This window comes from Cryobacterium sp. TMT2-4, from assembly GCF_004402575.1.
Lineage (GTDB): Bacteria > Actinomycetota > Actinomycetes > Actinomycetales > Microbacteriaceae > Cryobacterium > Cryobacterium sandaracinum.
In genome coordinates this window covers 70,089-89,728 of the sequence record NZ_SOGE01000017.1, presented here as the reverse complement: position 1 = coordinate 89,728, position 19,640 = coordinate 70,089, and the positions used below count along the sequence as shown (strand labels likewise).

The window sequence follows — 19,640 nt, the reverse complement described above, 5'->3', positions numbered from 1 at the left end:
AGCCGGTCTCAGGGCCGATGGCCATCCGGGTCGAGGGGAGACGCGGCATCCGGTTGCAGGCCCAGGTCGATGCTCTCCGCGGTCGCATTCGTGAACGGGACCGCGCCCAGCGCCTCCGAGGAGGTGCGCACCGGCCCGACGGTGCGCTGGCGCAACGGGTCACGACGCAGATCCACATAGAGCGACACGCACAGCCCGATGATGATCAGAACGAACGGGGTCGCCGCCAGGATGGTGAACGTCTGCAGGGCACCCAGCCCGCCCACGAACAGCAGAACCGCAGCGACGGCGCCGGTGAGGATCGCCCAGAGGATCACCAGCGGCTTCCAGGGCTCCTTACGACCGCGACTCGACAGCGTCCCGAGCACGAGAGCGCCCGCATCCGCCCCGCTGACGAAGAACACGGCGGTGAGCACCATCACTACGAGAGCCGAGCCGATGAAGAACGGATACTGCTGCAACGCCGCGAAGAAGCCGGCCGCCGCACTGCCGGTGCCGGCGATGTCGACACCGTTCAGCTGCAGGTTCAATCCCATGCCGCCGAAGACGACGAACCACAGGATGCTGACCCCCGTCGGCACCAGAAGCACGCCGAGAATGAACTCACGTATGGTGCGGCCGCGGGAGATCCGGGCGATGAAGGTGCCCACGAACGGGGTCCAGGAGATCCACCACGCCCAGTAGAAGATCGTCCAGCTCGCCAGCCACTCCTCGCCGCCGAACACCGCCGAGTGGAAGCTCATCGGTACGAGATCGGCCAGATAGACGCCGATCGACGACGGCAACAGGTTCAGGATGAAGACAGTCGGGCCGACCACAAAGACGAACACGACGAGTAGGGCCGACAGCACCATGTTGGTGTTACTCAACCACTTGATGCCTTTCGCCACCCCGCTCGCCGCGGAGAACACGACCCCCACGGTCAGCACGCAGATAATGATGATCGGCACGACCGTTCCGGGTTCCTCCTCGAATTGCCCGGAACGAAGCAGTGAGACACCGGCCGCAATCTGCAGTGCGCCCAGCCCGAGCGACGTCGCCGAACCGAACTGGGTGCAGATGATCGCCAGGATGTCGATCGGCTTGCCCCAGCCCTTGCCCTCGATCCGTTCCTTGCCGAACAGGGCTTGGAACGGAGCGCTCATCAGGTTGCCGCGGCCCATCCGGTAGGTGGAGTAGGCCAGGGCCAAGCCGACCACCGAATAGATCGCCCACGGATGCAGACCCCAGTGGAAGAAGGTGTACGCCATGGCCGCGTTGGCAGCCTCCGGGCTGTTCGCCGGTGCGTCGACGAACGGCGGCGGCGTCGCCAGGTGGGTGACCGGCTCGTACACGCCGAAGAACATCAGCCCGATCCCCATGCCTGCACTGAACATCATGGAAACCCAGGAGACTGTCGAGAACTCGGTGCTCTGCCCGTCGCGGGAGAGCGGAATGCTGCCGTATCTACCGAAGGCCAGCACCAACGAGAAGATGACGAAGCCCGACGCCCCGAGAATGAACAACCAGCCGAGGTTGCCGGTTACCCAGCCGAGAACGGATGCCGAAACGTCGCCCACGGTCTCGGTGAACATCACCCCGACCAGACAGATCACCACGATGATGCCGGCGGAAACGCCGAAAACCGTTTTGTCGATGGTGCCCAGGCCCTCTCGGTGCGGTTCACTGACCGCGTCCCCGAGTTCCGACTCGATGCCATCTGCTGAATCCTTGGACATATCGCTCCTCGGTGATCGAACACCCGTCGATCGGACAGTTCCCGTCACGTCACTGCCGCGGGAGGTGCGAGAAGAAAACTGCTTGCGGCTCGCCTAAACGCTACGCGGATGGCGCGGCGATTACTATAGTGTCCGCTATGGCTGACCTCGGAGAATTCGCACCGGCCCAACCGGCCCTCTACACCGGCAAGGGCGATTCCGGCCGCACCACCTTCGGCCGGCACGGCGACGTGGCCAAGACCGACGTGCGTGTCGCCGCCTACGAAGCCTGCGACGAGGCCAACGCGGCCGTCAGCTTGGCCATGGCTGCCGGTGGCCTGCCCATCGAGGTGACCAGTACGCTCGCCAGCGTGCAGAACGACCTGTTCGATTTGGTGGCCGACCTGTCCGTGCCCCTCGACGACCCCGAGCCGGCGCCGGCACGCATCCGCGAGTCGCACCTTGTCCGGCTCGAGCGTGCCGTCGATCACTTTGCGCAGCAGGCCGCCGACCTGAGCGGCTTCGTGCTCCCCGGCGGAACGGTCGCAGCCGCACTGCTCTACCAGGCGCGTGGCGTCGTGCGCCGTGCCGAGCGAGCGGTGTGGGTTGCCATCGACCTGCACCCGACCTCCGTCGACCCGCTCACCGCGCGGTACCTGAACCGGCTGTCGTCCCTGATGTTCGTGCTGGCCCGGGGAGCCAACGCCGAGCACGGCGACGTGATGTGGGTGCCCGAGGCTTCGGCTCGGGCGATGGCGCAGGAAGAGGTCGGCGACGACCGTCCGGAGACGGGTGCCGGCGGCGCCTGACGGTGCTGCTCTCCGAGATCGGCGACGCGGCCTCCCGCGTAACCTCCGACCTGGCCGCAGGCAAGCCGCAAGCGGCAGCACGATGAGCACGAGTACCAGCACCAGTACCAGTACCAGCAGCAGCAGCAGCAGCAGCACCAGTACCAGTACCAGTACCAGTACCAGCGCCAGCGCCAGCGCCATGAATCCCCCGGCGGATGCGTCCGCGGTCGACGGTCAGCGGTGGACGCTCAGCGGGTGACGGTCAGGAAGACATCGCCGGACTCGAGTTGGGCGCCGGCCGTGACGGCATCCGCCAGCGTGATGTTCTCCGCCTTCTGTTCGAGGATGATCACGGGCACGATCGGGTTGCGCCCGGTGGCCTCGATGGCCGACACGTCCCAGGTGACGATGATGTCGCCGGCAGAGACGTGGTCGCCCTGCTGTGCGCGCAGGGTGAAGCCCTCGCCGTGCAGTTCGACGGTGTCGATACCCAAATGCACAAGCACACCCAGACCGTCGGGGGAGACGATCACGTAGGCGTGCGGGAATACCTTGAGCAGCGTGCCGCTGATCGGGGCGATGGCGTCGACCACGCCGCGGGGCGGGTCGATTGCGGCGCCCGGGCCCACGATGGCCTGGGCGAAGGTGGGGTCGGGCACCTCGGCGAGCGCCACAGCGCGGCCGGGCACAGGGGAAAGGACGATGACGGGGGCGACCACGGAGGCGCTCACGGGTGCGGCCGGGCTCATAGCAGGTCCTCGATGTCCTCGGCCAGGTTGTCGGCTTCGGGGCCCACGACGACCTGCACAATGGTGCCGGAACGGAAGACACCGTGCGCTCCGGCGGCCTTGAGCGCCGCCTCGTTCACGGCCGCGGGGTCGGTCACCTCGGTGCGCAGGCGAGTGATGCACGCCTCGATTTCGACGATGTTGGTTTTTCCGCCGAGGGCGGCCAGGATCTGCGCGGCTTTGCTAGTCATCTTCTGTTCCTTCTGTGGTGGGCACTGCGACGGGCTCATCGACTTTGATTCGATCGAAGGCCCGGGCCGCACTCGGTGTTGACAAGTGGGGTGCCCTGCCTTCATGATCTAACTATTGGATCGTACCAGTACGGACCACTCAGTGGAAGTGGTACTACACCACTCGGGCTCGACGCCGACCGAACCGATCAACAAGTGAAAGGCAACGCCATGAGCCAGACCCAGGAGGAGAGTTCAATGCTCGCAGCCGGGCCGGTGTCCAAGCAAACGCAGCTGCGCTCGATCCTGCAGGATCTGGTCGAGGAGACCCTGGCTCCACACGCCGCGATTGCGCCCGAGCGCAAGCTGATGGCGAAATACGGCGTCAGCCGGTCGACCGTGCGGGAGGCCATCCGTCAGCTGGTCGAGGAGGGTCTGCTCTACCGCATCCAGGGCAAAGGCACCTTCGTGGCGGGCGAGCGCGTGCAGAGCGATCTGCACCTGGCCTCCTTCACCGAGGACATGCGCCGCCGCGGCCTTGTTCCGGCAACACTCCTGCTGGCCACCGCGCTGATCGAGGCACCGCTCGATGTGCGGGCGGCACTCGGTCTGGGCGCGGGCGCCCGGGTGCAGGTCGTCGAACGGCTCCGGCTGGCCGGCGGCACCCCGATGGCCCTCGAACGCGGCTACTATCCGGCGGAGCTGCTGCCGAATCTTGGCGAGCAAGACCTCACCCGCTCCCTGTACGCGACGTTCGCGACCGAATACGGCCTGCGCATCGACAACGCCGAGCAGGCGGTCTGGGCGGATGCTGCCGGTCCCCAACTCGCGGAGACGCTGGGCGTCACCGCGGGGGCGCCGCTCATCGTCTTCCGGCGCACCTCGTCGGCGGGGTCAGCCGCCATCGAGTACGTCACGTCCTGGTACCGCGGTGATCGCTACCAGATTCACATGACCCTGAATCTCCGGCACCAGCTCTGATCTCCGGCCCGGCATGAAGCCGGGCCCACACACCACACCCATCACAGGAGGAATTCATGTCCAGCATCACCGAAGACGCCGGGACGCGACGAAAAATACCGGGCCTGGGCCAGGCTCAGCGAGTCGGCCGCAGCCTTATGTTGCCCATCGCGGCGTTGCCTGCCGCCGGGCTGCTTCTCCGCATCGGTCAGCCTGACCTGCTCGGCGCCATTCCGGGCTTCGAAACGGGCGGAGCCGTCATCGCCTCGGCGGGCGGGGCGCTGTTCGGGGCCCTCCCGTTGCTCTTCGCGGTCGGCGTCGCGATCGGCTTCGCGAAGAAGTCCGATGGCTCGACCGCCCTCGCGGCCGTGGTCGGCTATCTCGTCTTCTCCAAGGTCGGTGAGGCGATGTCGCCTCTCGTACTGGGGCTGCCGGCCAAGGGTGACCCCCAGGTTCTCGTCGATTACAGCGTGCTCGGCGGCATCCTGATGGGTATCGTCTCTGCGGTGCTCTGGCAGAAATATCACCGCATCTCCTTGCCCAGCTACCTCGCCTTTTTCGGTGGTCGACGCTTCGTCCCGATCATCACCGCCGTGGTGGCGCTCGCACTCGGTGTTCTGCTCAGCTTCGTCTACCCGGCCTTCGCCGGCGGATTGACTGCCTTCGGCGATGTCGTCACCTCCAACGACATCTGGGGCGGCTTCCTGTACGGCACCACCAACCGGCTGCTCATCCCCGTGGGGCTGCACCACATCCTCAACTCCGTGGTGTGGTTTGTGATCGGCGACTACAACGGCGCCAGCGGCGATATCGCGCGGTTCTTCGCCGGCGACCCCACCGCCGGAACCTTCATGACCGGGTTCTTCCCGATCATGATGTTCGCCCTGCCCGCTGGAGCCCTGGCCATCTGGCATGAGGCGAAGCCGACCCAAAAGAAGATCGTCGGTGGCATCATGCTCTCCGGTGCCCTCACCGCCATGCTCACCGGCGTCACCGAGCCCCTGGAGTTCTCGTTCATGTTCGTGGCGTTCCCCCTCTTCGTCATCCACGCCTTCCTCACCGGAACGTCGATGGCCCTGGTGAACGCACTGGGTATCCGCGACGGTTTCAGCTTCAGCGCGGGTCTGTTCGATTACGTGCTCAATTTCGGCCTCGCCGAGAAGCCGCTTCTGCTCATCCCGATCGGACTGGCGTATGGCGCGATCTACTACTTCCTGTTCCGCTTCGTGATCCGCAAGTGGAATCTGAAGACCCCCGGCCGCGGCGACGACGAGGTGCCCGACGCCAGTGCGCCGGACTCCGCCTCCTCGACGTCGGTCTAGTCCACACAATCCAGAATCTGGAGTACGAAAAATGGCTGAAGTAGTTTTTGTTGACAGTAAGGCCGCGGCGGGAACGCTCGCGGCGGCATCCATTCGCGCACTGATCACCCAGAAGCCCGACGCGGTGCTGGGCCTGGCCACCGGCTCGACCCCGCTCTCGGTCTATGCGGCGCTCGCCGCCTCCCTGGCGGAGAACCCGATGGACGTCTCCCGGGTGCGCGGCTTCGCACTGGACGAATACGTCGGCCTGCCCGCCGACCACCCGGAAAGCTACCGCTCCGTGATCACCCGCGACGCCGTCGTGCCGATCGGCCTCACCCCCGAGAACATCCAGGTGCCGAACGGCGATCTGGCCACGATCGAGACCGCGGGCGTCGACTACGAGGCAGCCATTCGCGCCGCCGGCGGCATCGACGTGCAGATTCTCGGCATCGGCCGCACCGGGCACGTCGGGTTCAACGAGCCGGGGTCGTCGTTCGCGTCGATCACGCGAATCAAGACCCTCGCCGAGAAGACCCGCGTCGACAACGCGCGGTTCTTCGCATCCCCCGACGACGTGCCGATCCATTGCATGACGCAGGGTCTGGGCACCATTCTGCGGGCCCGGCACCTCATTCTGCTGGCCTTCGGCGAGGAGAAAGCGGATGCCATCGCCGCCGCCGTCGAGGGACCGATCACGTCGAGCAAGCCGGGATCCGTCATCCAGCTGCACCCGCATGTGACGGTCATCGTCGACGAGGCCGCCGCCTCCCGGCTCGAGAACCTCGCCTACTACAAGTACGCCTGGGCCAACAAGCACGCCTGGCAGGGGATCTGACGCAGCACTCCCTGACTCGACCCTGACCCCCGTTCCCTGCAACTCGCTGACTCCTGGAGACACCCTCATGACCCCGCCCGCACCCATCCAGGTCGACTCGATGCTCCTCGCTGCCCGGGCCGTGATCGCACCCGATGCGGTGCACACGCCGGGGTGGGTAGACATCCGTGCGGGGCTGATTGTGGCCTGCGGCGCGGGGGAGCCGCCCCGCCCTCCCGACCAGGTCTTCGAGCAGAGCACCCTGGCGCCCGGCTACGTCGACATCCACACGCACGGCGGCGGCGGCAGCAGCTTCAACGACGCCGACACCGACGCAGCCGTGGCACGGATCACCGCGACCCACCGGGCCCACGGCACGACCACGATGATGGCCAGTCTCGTCACCGGTCCCCTCGACGAATTCGAGCGCACTGTGGCAGCCCTGGCCGGGCTGGTCGAACGGGGAGTGCTGGCCGGAATTCACCTGGAGGGCCCGTGGCTGAGTCCGGCTCACCGCGGGGCCCACGACGAGAGCTTGTTGCGCGAGCCTGATACTGAGACCGTCGACCGGTTGATGCGGGCGGGGCGAGGCACCGTGCGCATGGTCACCATCGCGCCTGAACTTAAGGGCGGGCTAGCGGCCGTGACGCAGATCGCGGGCCACGGGGCCGTGGCCGCGATCGGGCACACCGACGCGAACTACGACCTGACGCGGCAGGCGATCGCGGCGGGGGCCACGGCCGGCACGCACGTATTCAACGCGATGCGGCAGATCCACCAGCGTGAGCCCGGCCCGGCTCTCGCCCTGCTTGAAGACCCGAACGTCTTCGCCGAGCTCATCGCCGACGGCGTGCACCTGCACCCGGCCGTCGTGCGGTTCATCATCGAAAGCCCGTCGCGGCCCGTCTTCGTCACGGATGCCATGGCCGCCGCCGGCGCGGACGACGGCGCCTACAAGCTCGGCGGCCTCGACGTGAGCGTCGCTGACGGCGTGGCGCGCCTGGCCGACGGCACGATCGCCGGCAGCGTGCTCACCCTGAGCGAAGCCGTGCGCTACGCCGTGCACACCGCCGGAGTGCCGCTGGCCGTCGCGGTGCGGGCGGCCACCCAGAACCCGGCCGACATGATCGGCCTCCCCGACCGCGGTCGGCTCGCCGCCGGCCTCCGCGCCGACCTGATCGTGCTCGACGCGGGCCTATGCGTCACGGCGACGATGCAGGCCGGGGTGTGGTGCGCGGAGTAGCACCCGCTCCCCTCCAAAGCCGCGCCCGCTCCCGCCCGCCCTCCCCCGTCCGGGTCCCACCCTCTCCCGTCCTCGTCCGGGTCCCGTTCGCTCCCGTCCGGGTCCCGTCCGGGTCCCGTTCGCTCCCGTCCGGGTCCCGTCCGGGTCCCGTCCGCTCCCGTCCGGGTCCCGTCCGCTCCCGTCCGCTCCCGTCCGCTCCCGTCCGCTCCCGCTGCCGTTCCTTCGCCAAGCCCCGAACGAATTCGACGGAGATTCTCATGAAAAAGTGCCTGGGAGGCCCATTTTCGGTCGTTTCAGGCAAAATCTCCGTCGAATTGGTTCGCGCAGGCTGAACAGAGGGCTCCTGAGCGGAGGGCTCCTGAACAAAGGTTCACTGAGCGCGGATGTCCCGCGCCACCACATCCCACTTCGGCTGACTTCGCCCGCGCGGTGGCGCTCGGCCTCGGTTGGGGGCTGCTGCCCGAGCAACAATGCCTCACCGAGCTCGGCGACGGCCAGCTCGTGGAACTGGCACCCGGGCACCCGATCGACGTGGTGCTCTACGGGCAGCGCTGGCACATTGTCTTCCGGCTGCTGGGCGAGGTGACGGATGCCGTGGGCAGGGTCGCAGCGGCCAGTCTGCACCCGTCGGGTCCCGCGCGGACCCGGGCAGTATTGAGCATGTGCGGCGGTCAAACCTGGGGGAGGTGGATAGCTCGCGGTCAGTCTCTCGCCCACACCTCGACTTCGCTGATTGAGGTGTCTGCCGCCCGGTCGCCGCCCACGCCGCCCACCGCGATGGCGATCGTGAGCACGATCTCTGTGGTGCTGCCCTTCGGGATTGCCAGGCTTTGATACGCGGCATAGTCGGCGACCGGCTTCTGACGAAGCATGGAGGGTTGGATGCTCTGGTCGGTCTTCACGGTGAACTGCCTCACCCGGGCATTGCGGAGGAACAAGGCCTCCGACTTCGCATAGCCATTGATCACGCAGACGAGCTGCACATCGGGTGTGCCAGGCAGAGTCAGAGTTAGCGTCTCGTTCTTGCCTAGTCCGTCAACGCCCTCCACCCACGACGTGCCGAGATCCCCATCGATCGCCAAAGCGGCTGGATGCTCGACAATAATGGGGTCGGATTCCGTCAGGGCACTGGAACTCTCGGCGCCGACCCCTGACACCAGGTGCAGCCCGCGGGGATCATCGCAGTCGGCCTCGGCGAGCGCGCTCTTGAAGAGCGGAGTGAGCGCAAGGAGCAGCAGGGACGTGGCGACAGCCGTAAGGATGCCGATTAGCAGCCCACCCACAACGCCCGGCCAGCGGCTTTGCGGCGGTTGCACGACGCCGACCCACATCCTCGGTTCGTTGGCGTTTCCGCGAGAAGCCATCTCCGCTCCAGTTCACTTCGTGTGACACCGGTATTGACGATTCCAGGAAGTCCAGAACACGCGGGATCGCATGTGTCAGGACGAATGCAATGCTTTGGCCGGAGCCTACGCGCAGGAGCATCGCTTCGGTCGGAAGCCTCGAGGGGTGTCGCCAAGCCGCTTCTGGTCGGCAAACGGATTGCCGAATGGCCACCACGGCTGCCCCTCGGCCCTCACCGCACACCCCCGACTACTCCTCCACAAAACCACTTTGACCAGCTCATTCACACTCCTGTGCCACGGCCGTCGAATGTCAGTGGCACCCCGTAACGTGACTGCTATGACCACCTCAGTCAGCACCTCGCAGGCCCAGCTCGGCTCGCGTTTCGACGCGATAGCCGCCGTCGACCGCAGCCTCGCGCGGGGCTTCGCGCAGCGGGCCGACCTGATCGATGACGCCCGCAGGTTCAGCGAAGCCACGGCCGCGAGCGCTCCCCGCAACACGAGCTCCCGGTGGGACCCCGACGAGATCGCCCGGCGCGAATTCTCGAGCGAACTGGCCTGCACCTTGCGCATCCCCGCACCCACCGCCGAGGGTCTGATCGCCGAGTCCCGGGCCCTGGCCGAAGACCTCCCCGGCACCCGGGCGGCGCTGCAAGCCGGCGAGATCAGCTACCGGCACGCCCAGGTGATCATCGGGCAGGCCCTCTCGGTGCCCGCCGCGGCCCTGTCCGATTTCGAGGAGGCGCTGCTGCCGGCCGCGCGCGCTCTGACGGCGGCCAAGCTCAAGCACAAGGCCCGCGTGCTCCGCGAGCGACTGCACCCGGAGTCCATCACCGCCCGGCGGGAGAAGTCCTTCGCGGAACGCACCTCCTGGGTGCAGGCGGAGCCCGACGGAATGGCGACGCTGAGCCTGACCACGAGCGCCGACGTCGTGCACGCCATCTTCGCCCGGGCAAACGATGCCGCGCGCAGCCTGCAGGGGCCGGGGGAGCCGCGTTCCCCCACCCAGATGCGCACCGACGTGATGACCGACCTGCTGATCGACGGGGTGACTCCGTCGGGAATCGGCACGGGCATCCGTGCCACGGTCCAGATCACGGTCCCGGTGATGACCCTCCTCGGCCACAGCGAAGAACCCGGCTACCTCGAGGGCTACGGGCCGATTGACCCCGACACGGCCCGCGACCTGGCCTCGCGAGCACCGAGCTTCACGCGCATCCTGGTTCATCCCGAAACCGGGGTCGTGCTCTCGGTCGGCCGCACACGCTACAAGGTGACGAAAGAGCTCCGGCGGTTTCTCCGCCTGCGCGACGAAACCTGCCGCTTCGCCGGTTGCAACCAGCCCGCGCGCGGCGCCGATCTCGACCATACCCATGAATGGCAAGACCTCGGCCACACCGCCCACGACAACCTTGCCCATCTCTGTCCGGGCTGCCATGCGTTGAAGACGGAGACCGGGTGGACGGTGAAACAAGAGCCAGGCGGCATCCTCACCTGGCACTCACCGACCGGACGCCCATTCGTGACGGAACCGGCCACCCCGATCGCCACTCCGGGTGCACCCGCGGGTGCGTCTCGGGCCGGCGCCGGGCCGCCGAGACCCGCCCGGCCACCGCTGCCCGATGAGGCCCCGTTCTGACCGGCATCGTTTCGATGCAAACGGATGCCCGACCGCCGCTACCAGGTGTCTGGACCACCGCTACCATCAAGCGCTACTCGCCACAGGGCTTGCCCGGGATTGACGAAGGCGCGTCGTGGCAACTCGATGGTTTGCGCGCGACCGTGGGAGAGCGCGTACGTTTCCGGCAGTGACCGTCTGCGTCGTTTTAGCCGTATCGAACCTGGTCGACCAGCCGCTTCAGCGAAACCTGCAACGGCGCGAACCCCTCCGGCTTGCGAGTCACCGTGGCCTCGTCCAGGTAGACGTCCCGGCGAATCTCGAGCATCACCGAACTCACCCGCGCATCGCTGCGGTAGTGCTTGAGCGGCACGTACGAGCCCGCGAACGGCGCATTGGCGTGCGCGTCGAGGTCAGGGAAGCATCCGCCAACCGTGGCCAGAAGGTCGACGGATGCGTGGAACGGCTCCGACCCGACGCAGAGCGGTGCCCGGTAGCCGCCGCCGTGCAGCTCATCCGACAGCTCGGCCTCCGGGTAGGAATGAACGTCGAAGATCACGGCTCGCCCGTGCACGGCCAGTGTCGCGTCCACGCGCTCGGTGAACCGGGCCGAGTAGGTGGTGAAGTAGTCCATCAGGAGCTTCTCGTCGGCGGCGGACACCCGCCGGATCTCCTCGCGCCGTGGGTGTAGAGCACGCCCATGCCGACCGCGTTCATCTCTTCGGTGTCGCCAGGGAACCGCTCGACGTCGACCGCGAACCGCGAGAGCCCGTTGATGACCGCGCTCGCACCCGTGATGGCCCCGACGAGTTCGTCGGTGAAGTGGTCGGTCATGATGTCTTTCTCCGCCTCCGACTCGGCCGGTGAGATGACGTAGGAGTGCAGGTGCTCCGCCGGGATCGCACGCCCGCCGTGCGGTGCGTGCAGGATCACGGGTGACGTCGCCGAGTTGTCGATCAGGCGGAACAGCGCGGTTTCGGTGTGGGTGGTCATCGGGTGCCTCCAGGCCGTGGCGCTCCCGGTCGGAAGGAGTTCAGGATCTCAGGGGCCACCGACATTCGGTCACTGATGCTCCGTGGCCCCTGCTCTAGGGTGAAAGGAATGCACCACAGGAGACGTTCCGAGCAAAGACAAACTCCTGTTCTGGGCCTACCTTGGCGCGCAAGCGGGGTCATCTCGGGCTGCGATTGGAGCAACAAACAGAACGAGGGGGCCGCATGACTCGTGCGAATGGCAACTGGAATCAGCCGATGAGTTCCGGAACGGACCCCAGGCCAAGGTGGTCGACTTCTGGCGTTTCGGGATGGGAGATGCGCGAACGAACAATCTGCGCGGCTGCCTGGCCGAGTACGTGGTTGGCCTCGCCGTAAACGCAATTCCCGCGAGTCGAGTCGAGTTGGACGCGTACGACGTGCTGGCGCTCAGCGGCACCCGCATCGAGGTCAAGACCTCAGGCCTTGTTCAGGCCTGGAATAAGTCTGATCCGCGTTCTCAAATAAAACCGCGTTGGAAAGTGCGAAAGGGAAACGCCCACACTGACATTGGTGGGAAGCCGAAGCGACTTCACGCCGATGTGTATGTCTTTGCCTTGGTTACGTCGACCTGTTCGGCCGATTACGACCCGCTCGACCTCGATAAGTGGGAGTTCCGGGTGGCGAGCCGCTGGCAGATCGACGAGTTTGATCGGTCCACATTCACGCCGAGCAATTTGACCGTCGATGGAATTCAACCGGTTCGTTGGGCCGGACTCAAGGATGCCATAGCCGCGGCTGGGCCCCAGTCCGTGACCGACGAGATGTCGCTATTCGTTGCCATCAAGTTGGCCACGGAGCACCTCGGAGAGCGTAGCCAGGCTGGAATTGGGTCTTAGCACATGGAATCAAAGCTTTTCTGGCAACCGCGCGCGCTTCTGAAGGAGTTGGAATCAGCAGGAGATTGGCCGCGTCTTGCGACAGTTTTCGTGACGCTCGAGTAGTCATCGATTCTGTAAGGGCGGCCCGCCCGTTCTGGGGCTGTAGTCAGCGTTCCCCGCCCGCTAGATTCGGCCCAGGGAATCGGGGGATCCATGAGTATTGAGGCGCCATCGATGAGGCAGCCTTCCACGCTCTCCCGATTAAACAGTGACGTAAAGGCGCCGTGGCATTCAGGACGACGGGTTGTTGAGACCGCTCTCGTTTTGTGCCTGATCCTCCCTCTTTCGGCGTGCTCAGGTTCGCGTCCGAATATACGAGAGGAGGCAATGTTTGAGGCCAGGATCACCGTAGAGAAGGTCTCCGCCCTAGCCATCGAAAGCGCCATTGGCCACAACCTCGACAGCTACTTGGATGCGGTGTCCACAGGAGACGTCTGGCCCAAGCCGGCGTTCGCCACAATCCGCGAAGACACAGATGAACAGACACCCGGTTGGGCTCGCGGAGCGGCGTTCGGCGCGGTAGTCGATCGATCAATGTCCTACCCGAAGGTGCTGGTTAGCTACGCCGCATCGGGGCAAAGCTCCACCGGAAGTGGATTCAATTCGAGGGTTGCCAACGTGTTGGTCTGCGTCAGCATCGAGGTCGAGTTCGTGGGCGACCGGGTTGATGTCTATATGCCCCCTTCTATCGCTGCCGTGGAATGTCCCGCCGACGTACAAAAATACTTCGGCGGGAACGAATTGGTCACGCTTGACGAGGTGTTCGCCGCATCTCCATGACGTTAGCGGCGGCCCAAAGTCACCGACTTTCGATAGCGCCAACCGCCACGGTGGCTGAAGACGGCTGTGAGGGGTCGCAAATCGGCCTTCCTGAGTCGATTGAAGGTCGATTTGTGACCCCTCACGGCTTCGGTAGGGCGAATCAGGAGCCTCCGAATCGGTGTGGAGTCTGTTCCAGACCTGGCGCAGGCATCCATATTCACTGCCGGGACACCCCCACTGGGGACAAAAAAGCAGGCCAAAGCCCTCTTTCGCGGCGCGCCCCCACCTAGGCTTGAACTTTGCAGTAAAGCCAATCAGTTGGGGGACTGAAGCGTGAGTTCGGATAATGTGTTGCTCGCAACGGGGGCGCTGGTCGCGGCGCACTGCGGGATCCTGATGGGCACGGTGTGTCTGCCGTTCGCGGCGTCGTTCCTCCTGGACGGAATCGTGCAGCTTCTGCGAGGCGACGGCCCGAAGCTGTTCTTGGGCAGCCTGGGCCTGGTGGTTCTGCTTGCCGGTGCCGGATACGCCCTGTGGCAGTTCGGAGCCGGCTACCCCGGAGTGGAAATGGAGAGGCCGGCCCTCATGGTCACGGTTTCCCTCTACCTGGTCGCGGTCTCCACTGTGCTGGCGCTGATCGGGTTCGTGCTGCGAACGGTGAGGCTCCTCCGGGACGCCCGGCGGGAGGCGGACAGGCTGCAGTACATGCAGATGTCTCCCCTGTGACGCCGGCTGAGCACCGCGCTGCCTCGGATTGACCGGCTCGTCTCGACCCTCAGTCGCGGAAGGTGAGCGCCAAAGCCCGATCGGCCTCGACACTCGCCCGGTGAAGTTCTTGATTAGCGGCCATTTCGGGGCGACGGCGGATGATGAGCCAGGCGATGCCGAGCCCGATGAACCACACCGGCGTCACGACCAACGCCTGCAGCGTATCCGTCTTCTGGGTGAGCGCCCAGATCAGGAATACGAAGAACGCGAGCAGGACATAACTCATGTACACGCCGCCGGGCATTTTGAACTTGGATGCTGCGTGCAGCGCCGGGCGGCGCTTGCGATACACGATGTAGCTCACCACGATGATGGTCCACACGAAGATGAACAGCACCGACGCCATTGTTGTCACCACGGTGAACACGGCCATGATCGATGAACTCGAATACAGCAGCACAGCCGATATGAGCAGGAACATGCACGAGAACAGCAGGGCGTTGGCCGGCACCTTGTGGCGGGTCAGACGTTGGAACCGCCCCGATGCCGTGCCCTCGACCGACAGCCCGAAAAGCATTCTGGATGTTGAATACAGACCGGAGTTCGCTGAGGATGTCGCGCTCGTGAGCACGACGAAGTTGATCACGGCCGCGGCCCCGCCGAGCCCTGCGAGGGCGAACATCGCCACGAACGGGCTCACATCGGCGCGGACCTCACGCCACGGCGTGACCGTCATGATCATGATCAAGGCGAGAACGTAGAACAGCATGATGCGAATGGGAATGGAGTTAATTGCCTTGGGAAGGTTCTTCTCCGGGTGCTGCGCTTCGGCGGCCGTGGTGCCCACGAGCTCGACCCCGAGGAACGCGAATACGGAGAGCTGGAAACCGGCGATGAACCCCATCGGGCCGGTCGGGAACATCCCGCCGTCATTCCACAGGTTGGTGAAACTCGCCGGGGTGCCGTTGGGGGACTGGAACTGAGTGAACACCATCACGAGGCCCACGACGATAAGCGTGACAATTGCCACGATTTTGATCAGCGCGAACCAGAACTCGGTCTCGCCGAACGCCTTGACGCTCGTGAGGTTGAAGCCGAGCAGAATCGTTACCGCCACGAGCGCCGGAATCCATAGCGGCAGATCGGGCCACCAGAAGCTCGTATACAGCGCGATCGCGATCAGCTCGGCGATGGCGGTGACGATCCAGCACACCCAGTACGTCCAGCTCGTGAAGAAGGCGGCCCACGGCCCGAGCAGGTCACCGGCGAAGTCGCTGAACGACTTGTATTCGAGGTTGGAGAGCAGCAACTCGCCCATGGCCCGCATGACGAAGAACAACATGAAGCCGATGATCATATAGACGAAGATCACGGACGGCCCCGCGAGGGAGATCGTCTTCCCCGAGCCCATGAACAGGCCCGTTCCGATCGCACCGCCGATGGCGATGAGCTGGATATGACGGTTCGAGAGCGATCGTGCCAGGTGTGGTTGCGCGTTCGGGGCTGGATGCGTGCTGGTTTTCACTTGCGACATCGGAGATACTTCCTTGTAGTCCAGGCAATGGGCACAGTGTCGGGGTCACCGATCTCTGCAGAAATTGTGGGTCGCGGATGCCGGGGCCGACCGATCAGGCCGTACCCGGCATCCGCGACCAGTGCTGCTAGACCAGCGCGAGCTCGACCTCTGAGACGAGGTCGGTCCAATCCGTGAGCGGTAGGTCGAGGGCGACGCTGACCGAGCGGTTCGCGACCTTTCCGGCGGCGATGTTCAGGCCACCGGCAAGGGCGGCGTCCCGCTCGAATGCTGCACGCACGCCACGGTCGGCAATCGACAAAGCGTAGGGCAGAGTCACGTTCGTCAGCGCGAGGGTCGACGTCTGCGGGACGGCGCCGGGCATGTTGGCGACGCAGTAGAAGATCGAACCGTGCACGGGGAAGGTGGGGTTCTCGTGCGTTGTGGCGTGTGTGCCCTCGAAGCAGCCGCCCTGGTCGACCGCGATGTCCACGAGCACGGAGCCCCGCTTCATGCGCGACACGAGCTCGTTGGTGACGAGCTTGGGGGCCTTGGCGCCGGGGATCAGCACGGAGCCGATCACGAGGTCGGCCTCGGTGACGGAACGGTTGATCTCGTAGGCGTTCGAGGCGATGGTCTTCAGACGTCCGGCGTACTGGGCGTCGAGTTCGCGCAGGCGGTCGATGTTGATGTCCAGGATGGTGACGTCAGCGCCCATCCCGATGGCCATGGCGGCGGCGTTGGAGCCAGCGACGCCGGCACCGATCACAGTCACCTTGGCGGCCCGCACCCCGGGCACCCCGCCCATCAGCATGCCCGGGCCACCACCCGGTCGGGTCATCGACGCGGCGCCGACCTGAACGGCGAGGCGTCCGGCAACCTCGCTCATCGGGGCAAGCAGCGGCAGTGAACGGTCAACCTTCTGCACGGTCTCGTAAGCGATCGCGGTCACGCCGGACTCGAGCAGGGCGCTGGCGAGGGCGGGCTCGGCGGCGAGGTGCAGGTAGGTGAAGAGGATCAAGCCCTCACGAAAGTACGAGTACTCGGCCGCGATCGGCTCTTTCACCTTGAGGATCATGTCGGCGCTGGCCCACACCTCGAAGGCGGTCTTGACGATGGTTGCACCGGCGGCTTCGTAGTCGGTGTCAGCGAAGCCGGAGGCGATTCCCGCGCCGGCCTGTACCAGCACGGTGTGGCCGTGAATCTTGGCTTCGTGCACTCCGGCGGCGGTGATGGCCACGCGGAACTCGTTGTTCTTGACTTCGGTTGGAACGCCAATGATCATGGGGAACTCCTGCTTCTTGTAGACGCCTGCTGATCGACTTTGGTCAGCTTTAAAATGATAAACCCGGATTTAAAAGCCGCCCCGGCTCCGCCATGGGGACAACGGAGGCCGAGGGCAACTCCGTCGCGCGGTGCACAAGGCATAAAATTGCCGTTTACACAGGTGTTTGTCTTTCCCGAGGCCGGTGGCCAGGGGCGGATTCATCGTGCAGACACCCCGCAGTCGGCTCGACATCTGTAGCGCCCAGGTGCGTCGATCGTCTCCTGACGTCCACGCTGCTCCGTTAGATTGAATCTATGAAAACGGCCGATATTGACCAAGCAGTGGTCAACATCGCCGCGCGAATTGACCGGGCTCTCTCGCTTGAAGACCTCGACGGCGGGCTGCTCGCGTATAGCGCGCATCAACCCACGGCCGACCGAGTGCGCACGAACTTTCTGCTGAGCAAGGTTGTTCCGCCCGATGTCAGCGCCTGGCAGCTCAGCCACGGTATCGCCTCGGCAGTGAAGCCGGTTCCCGTGCCGGCCAACGCCGACCTCGGAATGTTGGGCCGCGTGTGCGTGCCGCTGCTGGCACGTGGATTCCGGGTGGGGTATCTGTGGGTCCTCCAGCTCGACGACGAGCAAACGCCCGAGGTGATTCTGCGTGAGCTGCGGCTCATCCGCCCGGAGATGGACGCCCTCGCAGAGATGCTGCTCAACCGTTCCAGCGCCGATTCTAAAGCGCGGCGCACCGACGAGGCCCAATTCCTCGCCGCGTGCTTGGGGGACCGCAATGCCGGCGTGGCGGTGGACGGTTGGCCTGGTGTGCACGGGCGCGGACCCTGGCGGCTCGCCGCGCTGCTCGAGCGCGGTGACAACGCGCAGCGCGATCCCGCCAAGAGCGGCCTGCTGCACCGTCTCGCCGCACTCTATGCCACGCTTGGCATCAATACCGTGCTGTTCTCGGCCGGCACCGAAACGCATGCCGTTCTGCTGCTCCACGACGAGATTGACGGCTTCGACCTGTCCGAGGTTCGAATGCGCTTTGAGTTCGAGGTGTCCCGCCGCGGTGGGCAGGTGGCTGCACCCGCCCTGATCGGGCTGAGCGAGCCCTTCACCGACCTGCGACGGCTGCCCGGTGCCTACTCCGAGGCGCGGAGCGCCGTGCAAGCGGCCAGGGTTGATACCCAGCTCGGCACGCTCGTATCGTTTCGCGCTACCGGGGTCTACCAATTCCTGGCCGTCGCAAGTCGAGACGTGTTGCCGTCCGAGTCAGCGCTCTTCTCCGAACTCCGGGCACTCGACCGAAACGGGGAACTGCTGCCCGTGCTCGAGATGCTCTACGACAAGAACGGGTCCGTGGCCGAGGTCGCAGAGCACCTGCATTTGCACCGAACCAGTATTTACAACCGGCTGGCACGCATCCGTTCCGCATTGGGCGTCGACCCGCTCGGCGGGCAGGCGCGCCTTGAGCTGCACCTGGCCCTCAAGGCCGACCGCTGGGCTGGCCGTCCGCGCCTCTGACGGGCCTGCCCGGATTGGTCTTAGACGTTTCGGTAGACGCGGGGAACGCGGGGACTGATGCGGGTGACCACTTCGTAATTGATGGTGCCGGCGGCCGCCGCCCACTCGTCAACGGATGCGTCGTCGTCGCCGGGGCCGAACAGCACCGCTTCGGCACCGATCACCGACGAGCCGGAGGCCACGAGTGCGGCCTCACCGAGGTCGATGACCATCTGGTCCATGGCGATGCGCCCGACCACGGGATAGGTCACGCCGTTGACTCGCACCGGGCCTCCCGTGGCGATGCGCGGAATGCCGTCGGCGTAGCCCAATGGAATCAGGGCGAGCGTCGTCGGGGCCGTGGTGCGGTAGTCGAGCCCGTAGGAGACGCCCTGTCCGGCGGGAACGTCTTTGCACACCGATACGAGCGTGCGCAGGGTCATCGCCGGGCGCAATCCGAGGTCGTTCGAGGTCTGGTTGGCGAACGGCGACAGGCCGTAGATGGCCAGCCCCGCCCGCACCAGATCGAAGTGCGTGTCGGGGCGGGACAGCGTGCCGGCGCTGTTGGCGAGGTGCCGCACCATCGGGCTCAGCCCCGCCTCCTGCGCCACAGCAACGGCCGTCGTGAATGCCGCAACCTGTTCGTCGGTCTCGACGCGGTCGGGTTCATCGGCCACCGCGAGGTGCGAGAAGATGCCCACGACGGTCACAGATCCGCTGGCTTCCGCCTGTCGGGCGCGGGCCACGAGGTCGGCCCACTCCGTGGGGGTGCTGCCGTTGCGGCCCAGACCGGTGTCAATCTTCAGGTGAATGCGTGCGGTTTTTTGCTGCTGCTGCGCAGCCAGGGCGATGAGCGGCAACTCCCAGCCGGAGTATCCGAGATCAATGTCCGCGGCGATTGCCGCGGCGAAGTCGCTGTCTGTGGTGTTCAGCCAGGCCAGTACCGGCACCGGGATGGCCGCAGCGCGCAGTGCCAGTGCCTCCGATATGTGTGCCACGCCGAGCCACTCCGCTCCCGCCTCGAGCGCCGCGCGAGCGACGGGGAGAACCCCGTGACCGTAGGCGTCCGCTTTGACGACCGCCATCAGCCGGGCTGGGGCGGCGAGCGCAACGAGGTGGCGAACGTTGTGTCTGATCGCGTCGAGGTCGATCACGGCTGCGCGCTCCGGCAGCCGTTCGGTGGCGGTGGGCACGGCTGCTGATTTCACACGTTGCAGCCTAACCCTCGGGTGCGAAGGCCAACTC

19 protein-coding genes are annotated in these 19,640 nt (G+C 65.8%); 10 read left to right on the top strand and 9 right to left on the bottom strand.

Features of this window, described 5'->3' with window-relative positions; all coding sequences use genetic code 11:
- Window positions 1–8: 8 nt before the first annotated feature.
- Window positions 9–1,718, bottom strand: coding sequence for a BCCT family transporter (locus E3O54_RS05325; protein WP_134374109.1), 1,710 nt, complete (start codon window positions 1,716–1,718; stop codon window positions 9–11).
- A 137-nt stretch (window positions 1,719–1,855) separates the two neighbouring features.
- Here E3O54_RS05325 and E3O54_RS05320 point away from each other — a divergent pair, with 137 nt between their 5' ends.
- Window positions 1,856–2,506 (top strand): cob(I)yrinic acid a,c-diamide adenosyltransferase, encoded by a 651-nt coding sequence (locus E3O54_RS05320; RefSeq protein WP_134374107.1) that lies wholly within the window; start codon window positions 1,856–1,858, stop codon window positions 2,504–2,506.
- Window positions 2,507–2,736: 230 nt separating this feature from the next.
- Here the strand turns inward: E3O54_RS05320 and E3O54_RS05315 are convergent, their stop codons facing one another.
- Together E3O54_RS05315 and E3O54_RS05310 are read right to left on the bottom strand one after the other, a co-directional pair.
- A complete protein-coding gene (locus E3O54_RS05315; RefSeq protein WP_104099477.1) occupies window positions 2,737–3,237 on the bottom strand; it encodes a PTS glucose transporter subunit IIA in 501 nt (166 codons plus the stop codon).
- Complete coding sequence (locus tag E3O54_RS05310; RefSeq protein ID WP_255408595.1) at window positions 3,234–3,506, bottom strand: glucose PTS transporter subunit EIIB; 273 nt, start codon at window positions 3,504–3,506, stop codon at window positions 3,234–3,236. Before E3O54_RS05310 ends, E3O54_RS05315 begins: the two co-directional genes overlap by 4 nt.
- Window positions 3,507–3,677: 171 nt before the next feature.
- Here E3O54_RS05310 and E3O54_RS17215 point away from each other — a divergent pair, with 171 nt between their 5' ends.
- From E3O54_RS17215 to nagA, 4 genes are all read left to right on the top strand, one after another.
- Window positions 3,678–4,427, top strand: coding sequence for a GntR family transcriptional regulator (locus E3O54_RS17215; RefSeq protein WP_134401103.1), 750 nt, complete (start codon window positions 3,678–3,680; stop codon window positions 4,425–4,427).
- 56 nt (window positions 4,428–4,483) lie between these two features.
- A complete protein-coding gene (locus tag E3O54_RS05300; RefSeq protein WP_104099479.1) occupies window positions 4,484–5,728 on the top strand; it encodes a PTS transporter subunit EIIC in 1,245 nt (414 codons plus the stop codon).
- 31 nt (window positions 5,729–5,759) lie between these two features.
- Window positions 5,760–6,545 carry a glucosamine-6-phosphate deaminase gene (gene nagB / locus E3O54_RS05295; RefSeq protein WP_104099480.1) on the top strand — a complete coding sequence of 262 codons (786 nt, stop codon included), beginning with the start codon at window positions 5,760–5,762 and terminating at the stop codon, window positions 6,543–6,545.
- Between the two features lie 67 nt (window positions 6,546–6,612).
- Window positions 6,613–7,767, top strand: a complete 1,155-nt coding sequence (nagA, locus tag E3O54_RS05290; protein ID WP_241976757.1) for an N-acetylglucosamine-6-phosphate deacetylase — start codon at window positions 6,613–6,615, stop codon at window positions 7,765–7,767.
- 701 nt (window positions 7,768–8,468) lie between these two features.
- On the opposite strand, the gene E3O54_RS05285 is transcribed toward nagA, so the two are convergent.
- Window positions 8,469–9,131 (bottom strand): hypothetical protein, encoded by a 663-nt coding sequence (locus E3O54_RS05285; RefSeq protein WP_134401102.1) that lies wholly within the window; start codon window positions 9,129–9,131, stop codon window positions 8,469–8,471.
- 319 nt (window positions 9,132–9,450) lie between these two features.
- On the opposite strand from E3O54_RS05285, the gene E3O54_RS05280 reads away from it, so the two are divergent.
- Window positions 9,451–10,752, top strand: coding sequence for an HNH endonuclease signature motif containing protein (locus E3O54_RS05280; RefSeq protein ID WP_166785872.1), 1,302 nt, complete (start codon window positions 9,451–9,453; stop codon window positions 10,750–10,752).
- A gap of 187 nt (window positions 10,753–10,939) precedes the next feature.
- On the opposite strand, the gene E3O54_RS16790 is transcribed toward E3O54_RS05280, so the two are convergent.
- Entirely contained in the window at window positions 10,940–11,392 is a 453-nt protein-coding gene (locus E3O54_RS16790; protein ID WP_241976756.1) for an N-formylglutamate amidohydrolase, read from the bottom strand.
- Complete coding sequence (locus E3O54_RS16785; protein WP_241976755.1) at window positions 11,365–11,724, bottom strand: N-formylglutamate amidohydrolase; 360 nt, start codon at window positions 11,722–11,724, stop codon at window positions 11,365–11,367. Before E3O54_RS16785 ends, E3O54_RS16790 begins: the two co-directional genes overlap by 28 nt.
- Window positions 11,725–12,010: 286 nt before the next feature.
- Here E3O54_RS16785 and E3O54_RS05270 point away from each other — a divergent pair, with 286 nt between their 5' ends.
- The 3 genes from E3O54_RS05270 (at window position 12,011) to E3O54_RS05260 (ending at window position 14,131) form a co-directional block, all read left to right on the top strand.
- Complete coding sequence (locus E3O54_RS05270) at window positions 12,011–12,601, top strand: hypothetical protein (protein WP_134401101.1); 591 nt, start codon at window positions 12,011–12,013, stop codon at window positions 12,599–12,601.
- A 369-nt stretch (window positions 12,602–12,970) separates the two neighbouring features.
- Entirely contained in the window at window positions 12,971–13,423 is a 453-nt protein-coding gene (locus tag E3O54_RS05265; RefSeq protein WP_134401100.1) for a hypothetical protein, read from the top strand.
- A gap of 315 nt (window positions 13,424–13,738) precedes the next feature.
- Window positions 13,739–14,131 (top strand): hypothetical protein, encoded by a 393-nt coding sequence (locus E3O54_RS05260; RefSeq protein WP_134401099.1) that lies wholly within the window; start codon window positions 13,739–13,741, stop codon window positions 14,129–14,131.
- 49 nt (window positions 14,132–14,180) lie between these two features.
- On the opposite strand, the gene cycA is transcribed toward E3O54_RS05260, so the two are convergent.
- Together cycA and ald are read right to left on the bottom strand one after the other, a co-directional pair.
- Window positions 14,181–15,647 (bottom strand): D-serine/D-alanine/glycine transporter, encoded by a 1,467-nt coding sequence (gene cycA, locus E3O54_RS05255; protein ID WP_134393754.1) that lies wholly within the window; start codon window positions 15,645–15,647, stop codon window positions 14,181–14,183.
- A 127-nt stretch (window positions 15,648–15,774) separates the two neighbouring features.
- Window positions 15,775–16,911, bottom strand: coding sequence for an alanine dehydrogenase (ald, locus tag E3O54_RS05250; protein ID WP_134401098.1), 1,137 nt, complete (start codon window positions 16,909–16,911; stop codon window positions 15,775–15,777).
- Between the two features lie 296 nt (window positions 16,912–17,207).
- Between ald and E3O54_RS05245 the strand changes: the two genes are divergently transcribed.
- Window positions 17,208–18,416 carry a CdaR family transcriptional regulator gene (locus tag E3O54_RS05245; protein ID WP_134374091.1) on the top strand — a complete coding sequence of 403 codons (1,209 nt, stop codon included), beginning with the start codon at window positions 17,208–17,210 and terminating at the stop codon, window positions 18,414–18,416.
- Between the two features lie 20 nt (window positions 18,417–18,436).
- On the opposite strand, the gene alr is transcribed toward E3O54_RS05245, so the two are convergent.
- Complete coding sequence (gene alr, locus E3O54_RS05240; RefSeq protein ID WP_241976754.1) at window positions 18,437–19,603, bottom strand: alanine racemase; 1,167 nt, start codon at window positions 19,601–19,603, stop codon at window positions 18,437–18,439.
- Between the last annotated feature and the right edge of the window lie 37 nt (window positions 19,604–19,640).

Coding starts and splice junctions, on each gene's coding strand:
- E3O54_RS05310 (WP_255408595.1), bottom strand. CDS start 3,506: ATGAGCCCGTCGCAGTGCCCACCACAGAAGGAACAGAAGATGACTAGC.
- nagA (WP_241976757.1), top strand. CDS start 6,613: ATGACCCCGCCCGCACCCATCCAGGTCGACTCGATGCTCCTCGCTGCC.
- ald (WP_134401098.1), bottom strand. CDS start 16,911: ATGATCATTGGCGTTCCAACCGAAGTCAAGAACAACGAGTTCCGCGTG.
- E3O54_RS16785 (WP_241976755.1), bottom strand. CDS start 11,724: ATGACCACCCACACCGAAACCGCGCTGTTCCGCCTGATCGACAACTCG.
- E3O54_RS05315 (WP_104099477.1), bottom strand. CDS start 3,237: ATGAGCCCGGCCGCACCCGTGAGCGCCTCCGTGGTCGCCCCCGTCATC.
- E3O54_RS05325 (WP_134374109.1), bottom strand. CDS start 1,718: ATGTCCAAGGATTCAGCAGATGGCATCGAGTCGGAACTCGGGGACGCG.
- nagB (WP_104099480.1), top strand. CDS start 5,760: ATGGCTGAAGTAGTTTTTGTTGACAGTAAGGCCGCGGCGGGAACGCTC.
- E3O54_RS17215 (WP_134401103.1), top strand. CDS start 3,678: ATGAGCCAGACCCAGGAGGAGAGTTCAATGCTCGCAGCCGGGCCGGTG.
- E3O54_RS05320 (WP_134374107.1), top strand. CDS start 1,856: ATGGCTGACCTCGGAGAATTCGCACCGGCCCAACCGGCCCTCTACACC.
- E3O54_RS05265 (WP_134401100.1), top strand. CDS start 12,971: ATGTTTGAGGCCAGGATCACCGTAGAGAAGGTCTCCGCCCTAGCCATC.
- E3O54_RS05245 (WP_134374091.1), top strand. CDS start 17,208: ATGAAAACGGCCGATATTGACCAAGCAGTGGTCAACATCGCCGCGCGA.
- cycA (WP_134393754.1), bottom strand. CDS start 15,647: ATGTCGCAAGTGAAAACCAGCACGCATCCAGCCCCGAACGCGCAACCA.
- E3O54_RS05285 (WP_134401102.1), bottom strand. CDS start 9,131: ATGGCTTCTCGCGGAAACGCCAACGAACCGAGGATGTGGGTCGGCGTC.
- E3O54_RS05280 (WP_166785872.1), top strand. CDS start 9,451: ATGACCACCTCAGTCAGCACCTCGCAGGCCCAGCTCGGCTCGCGTTTC.
- E3O54_RS05300 (WP_104099479.1), top strand. CDS start 4,484: ATGTCCAGCATCACCGAAGACGCCGGGACGCGACGAAAAATACCGGGC.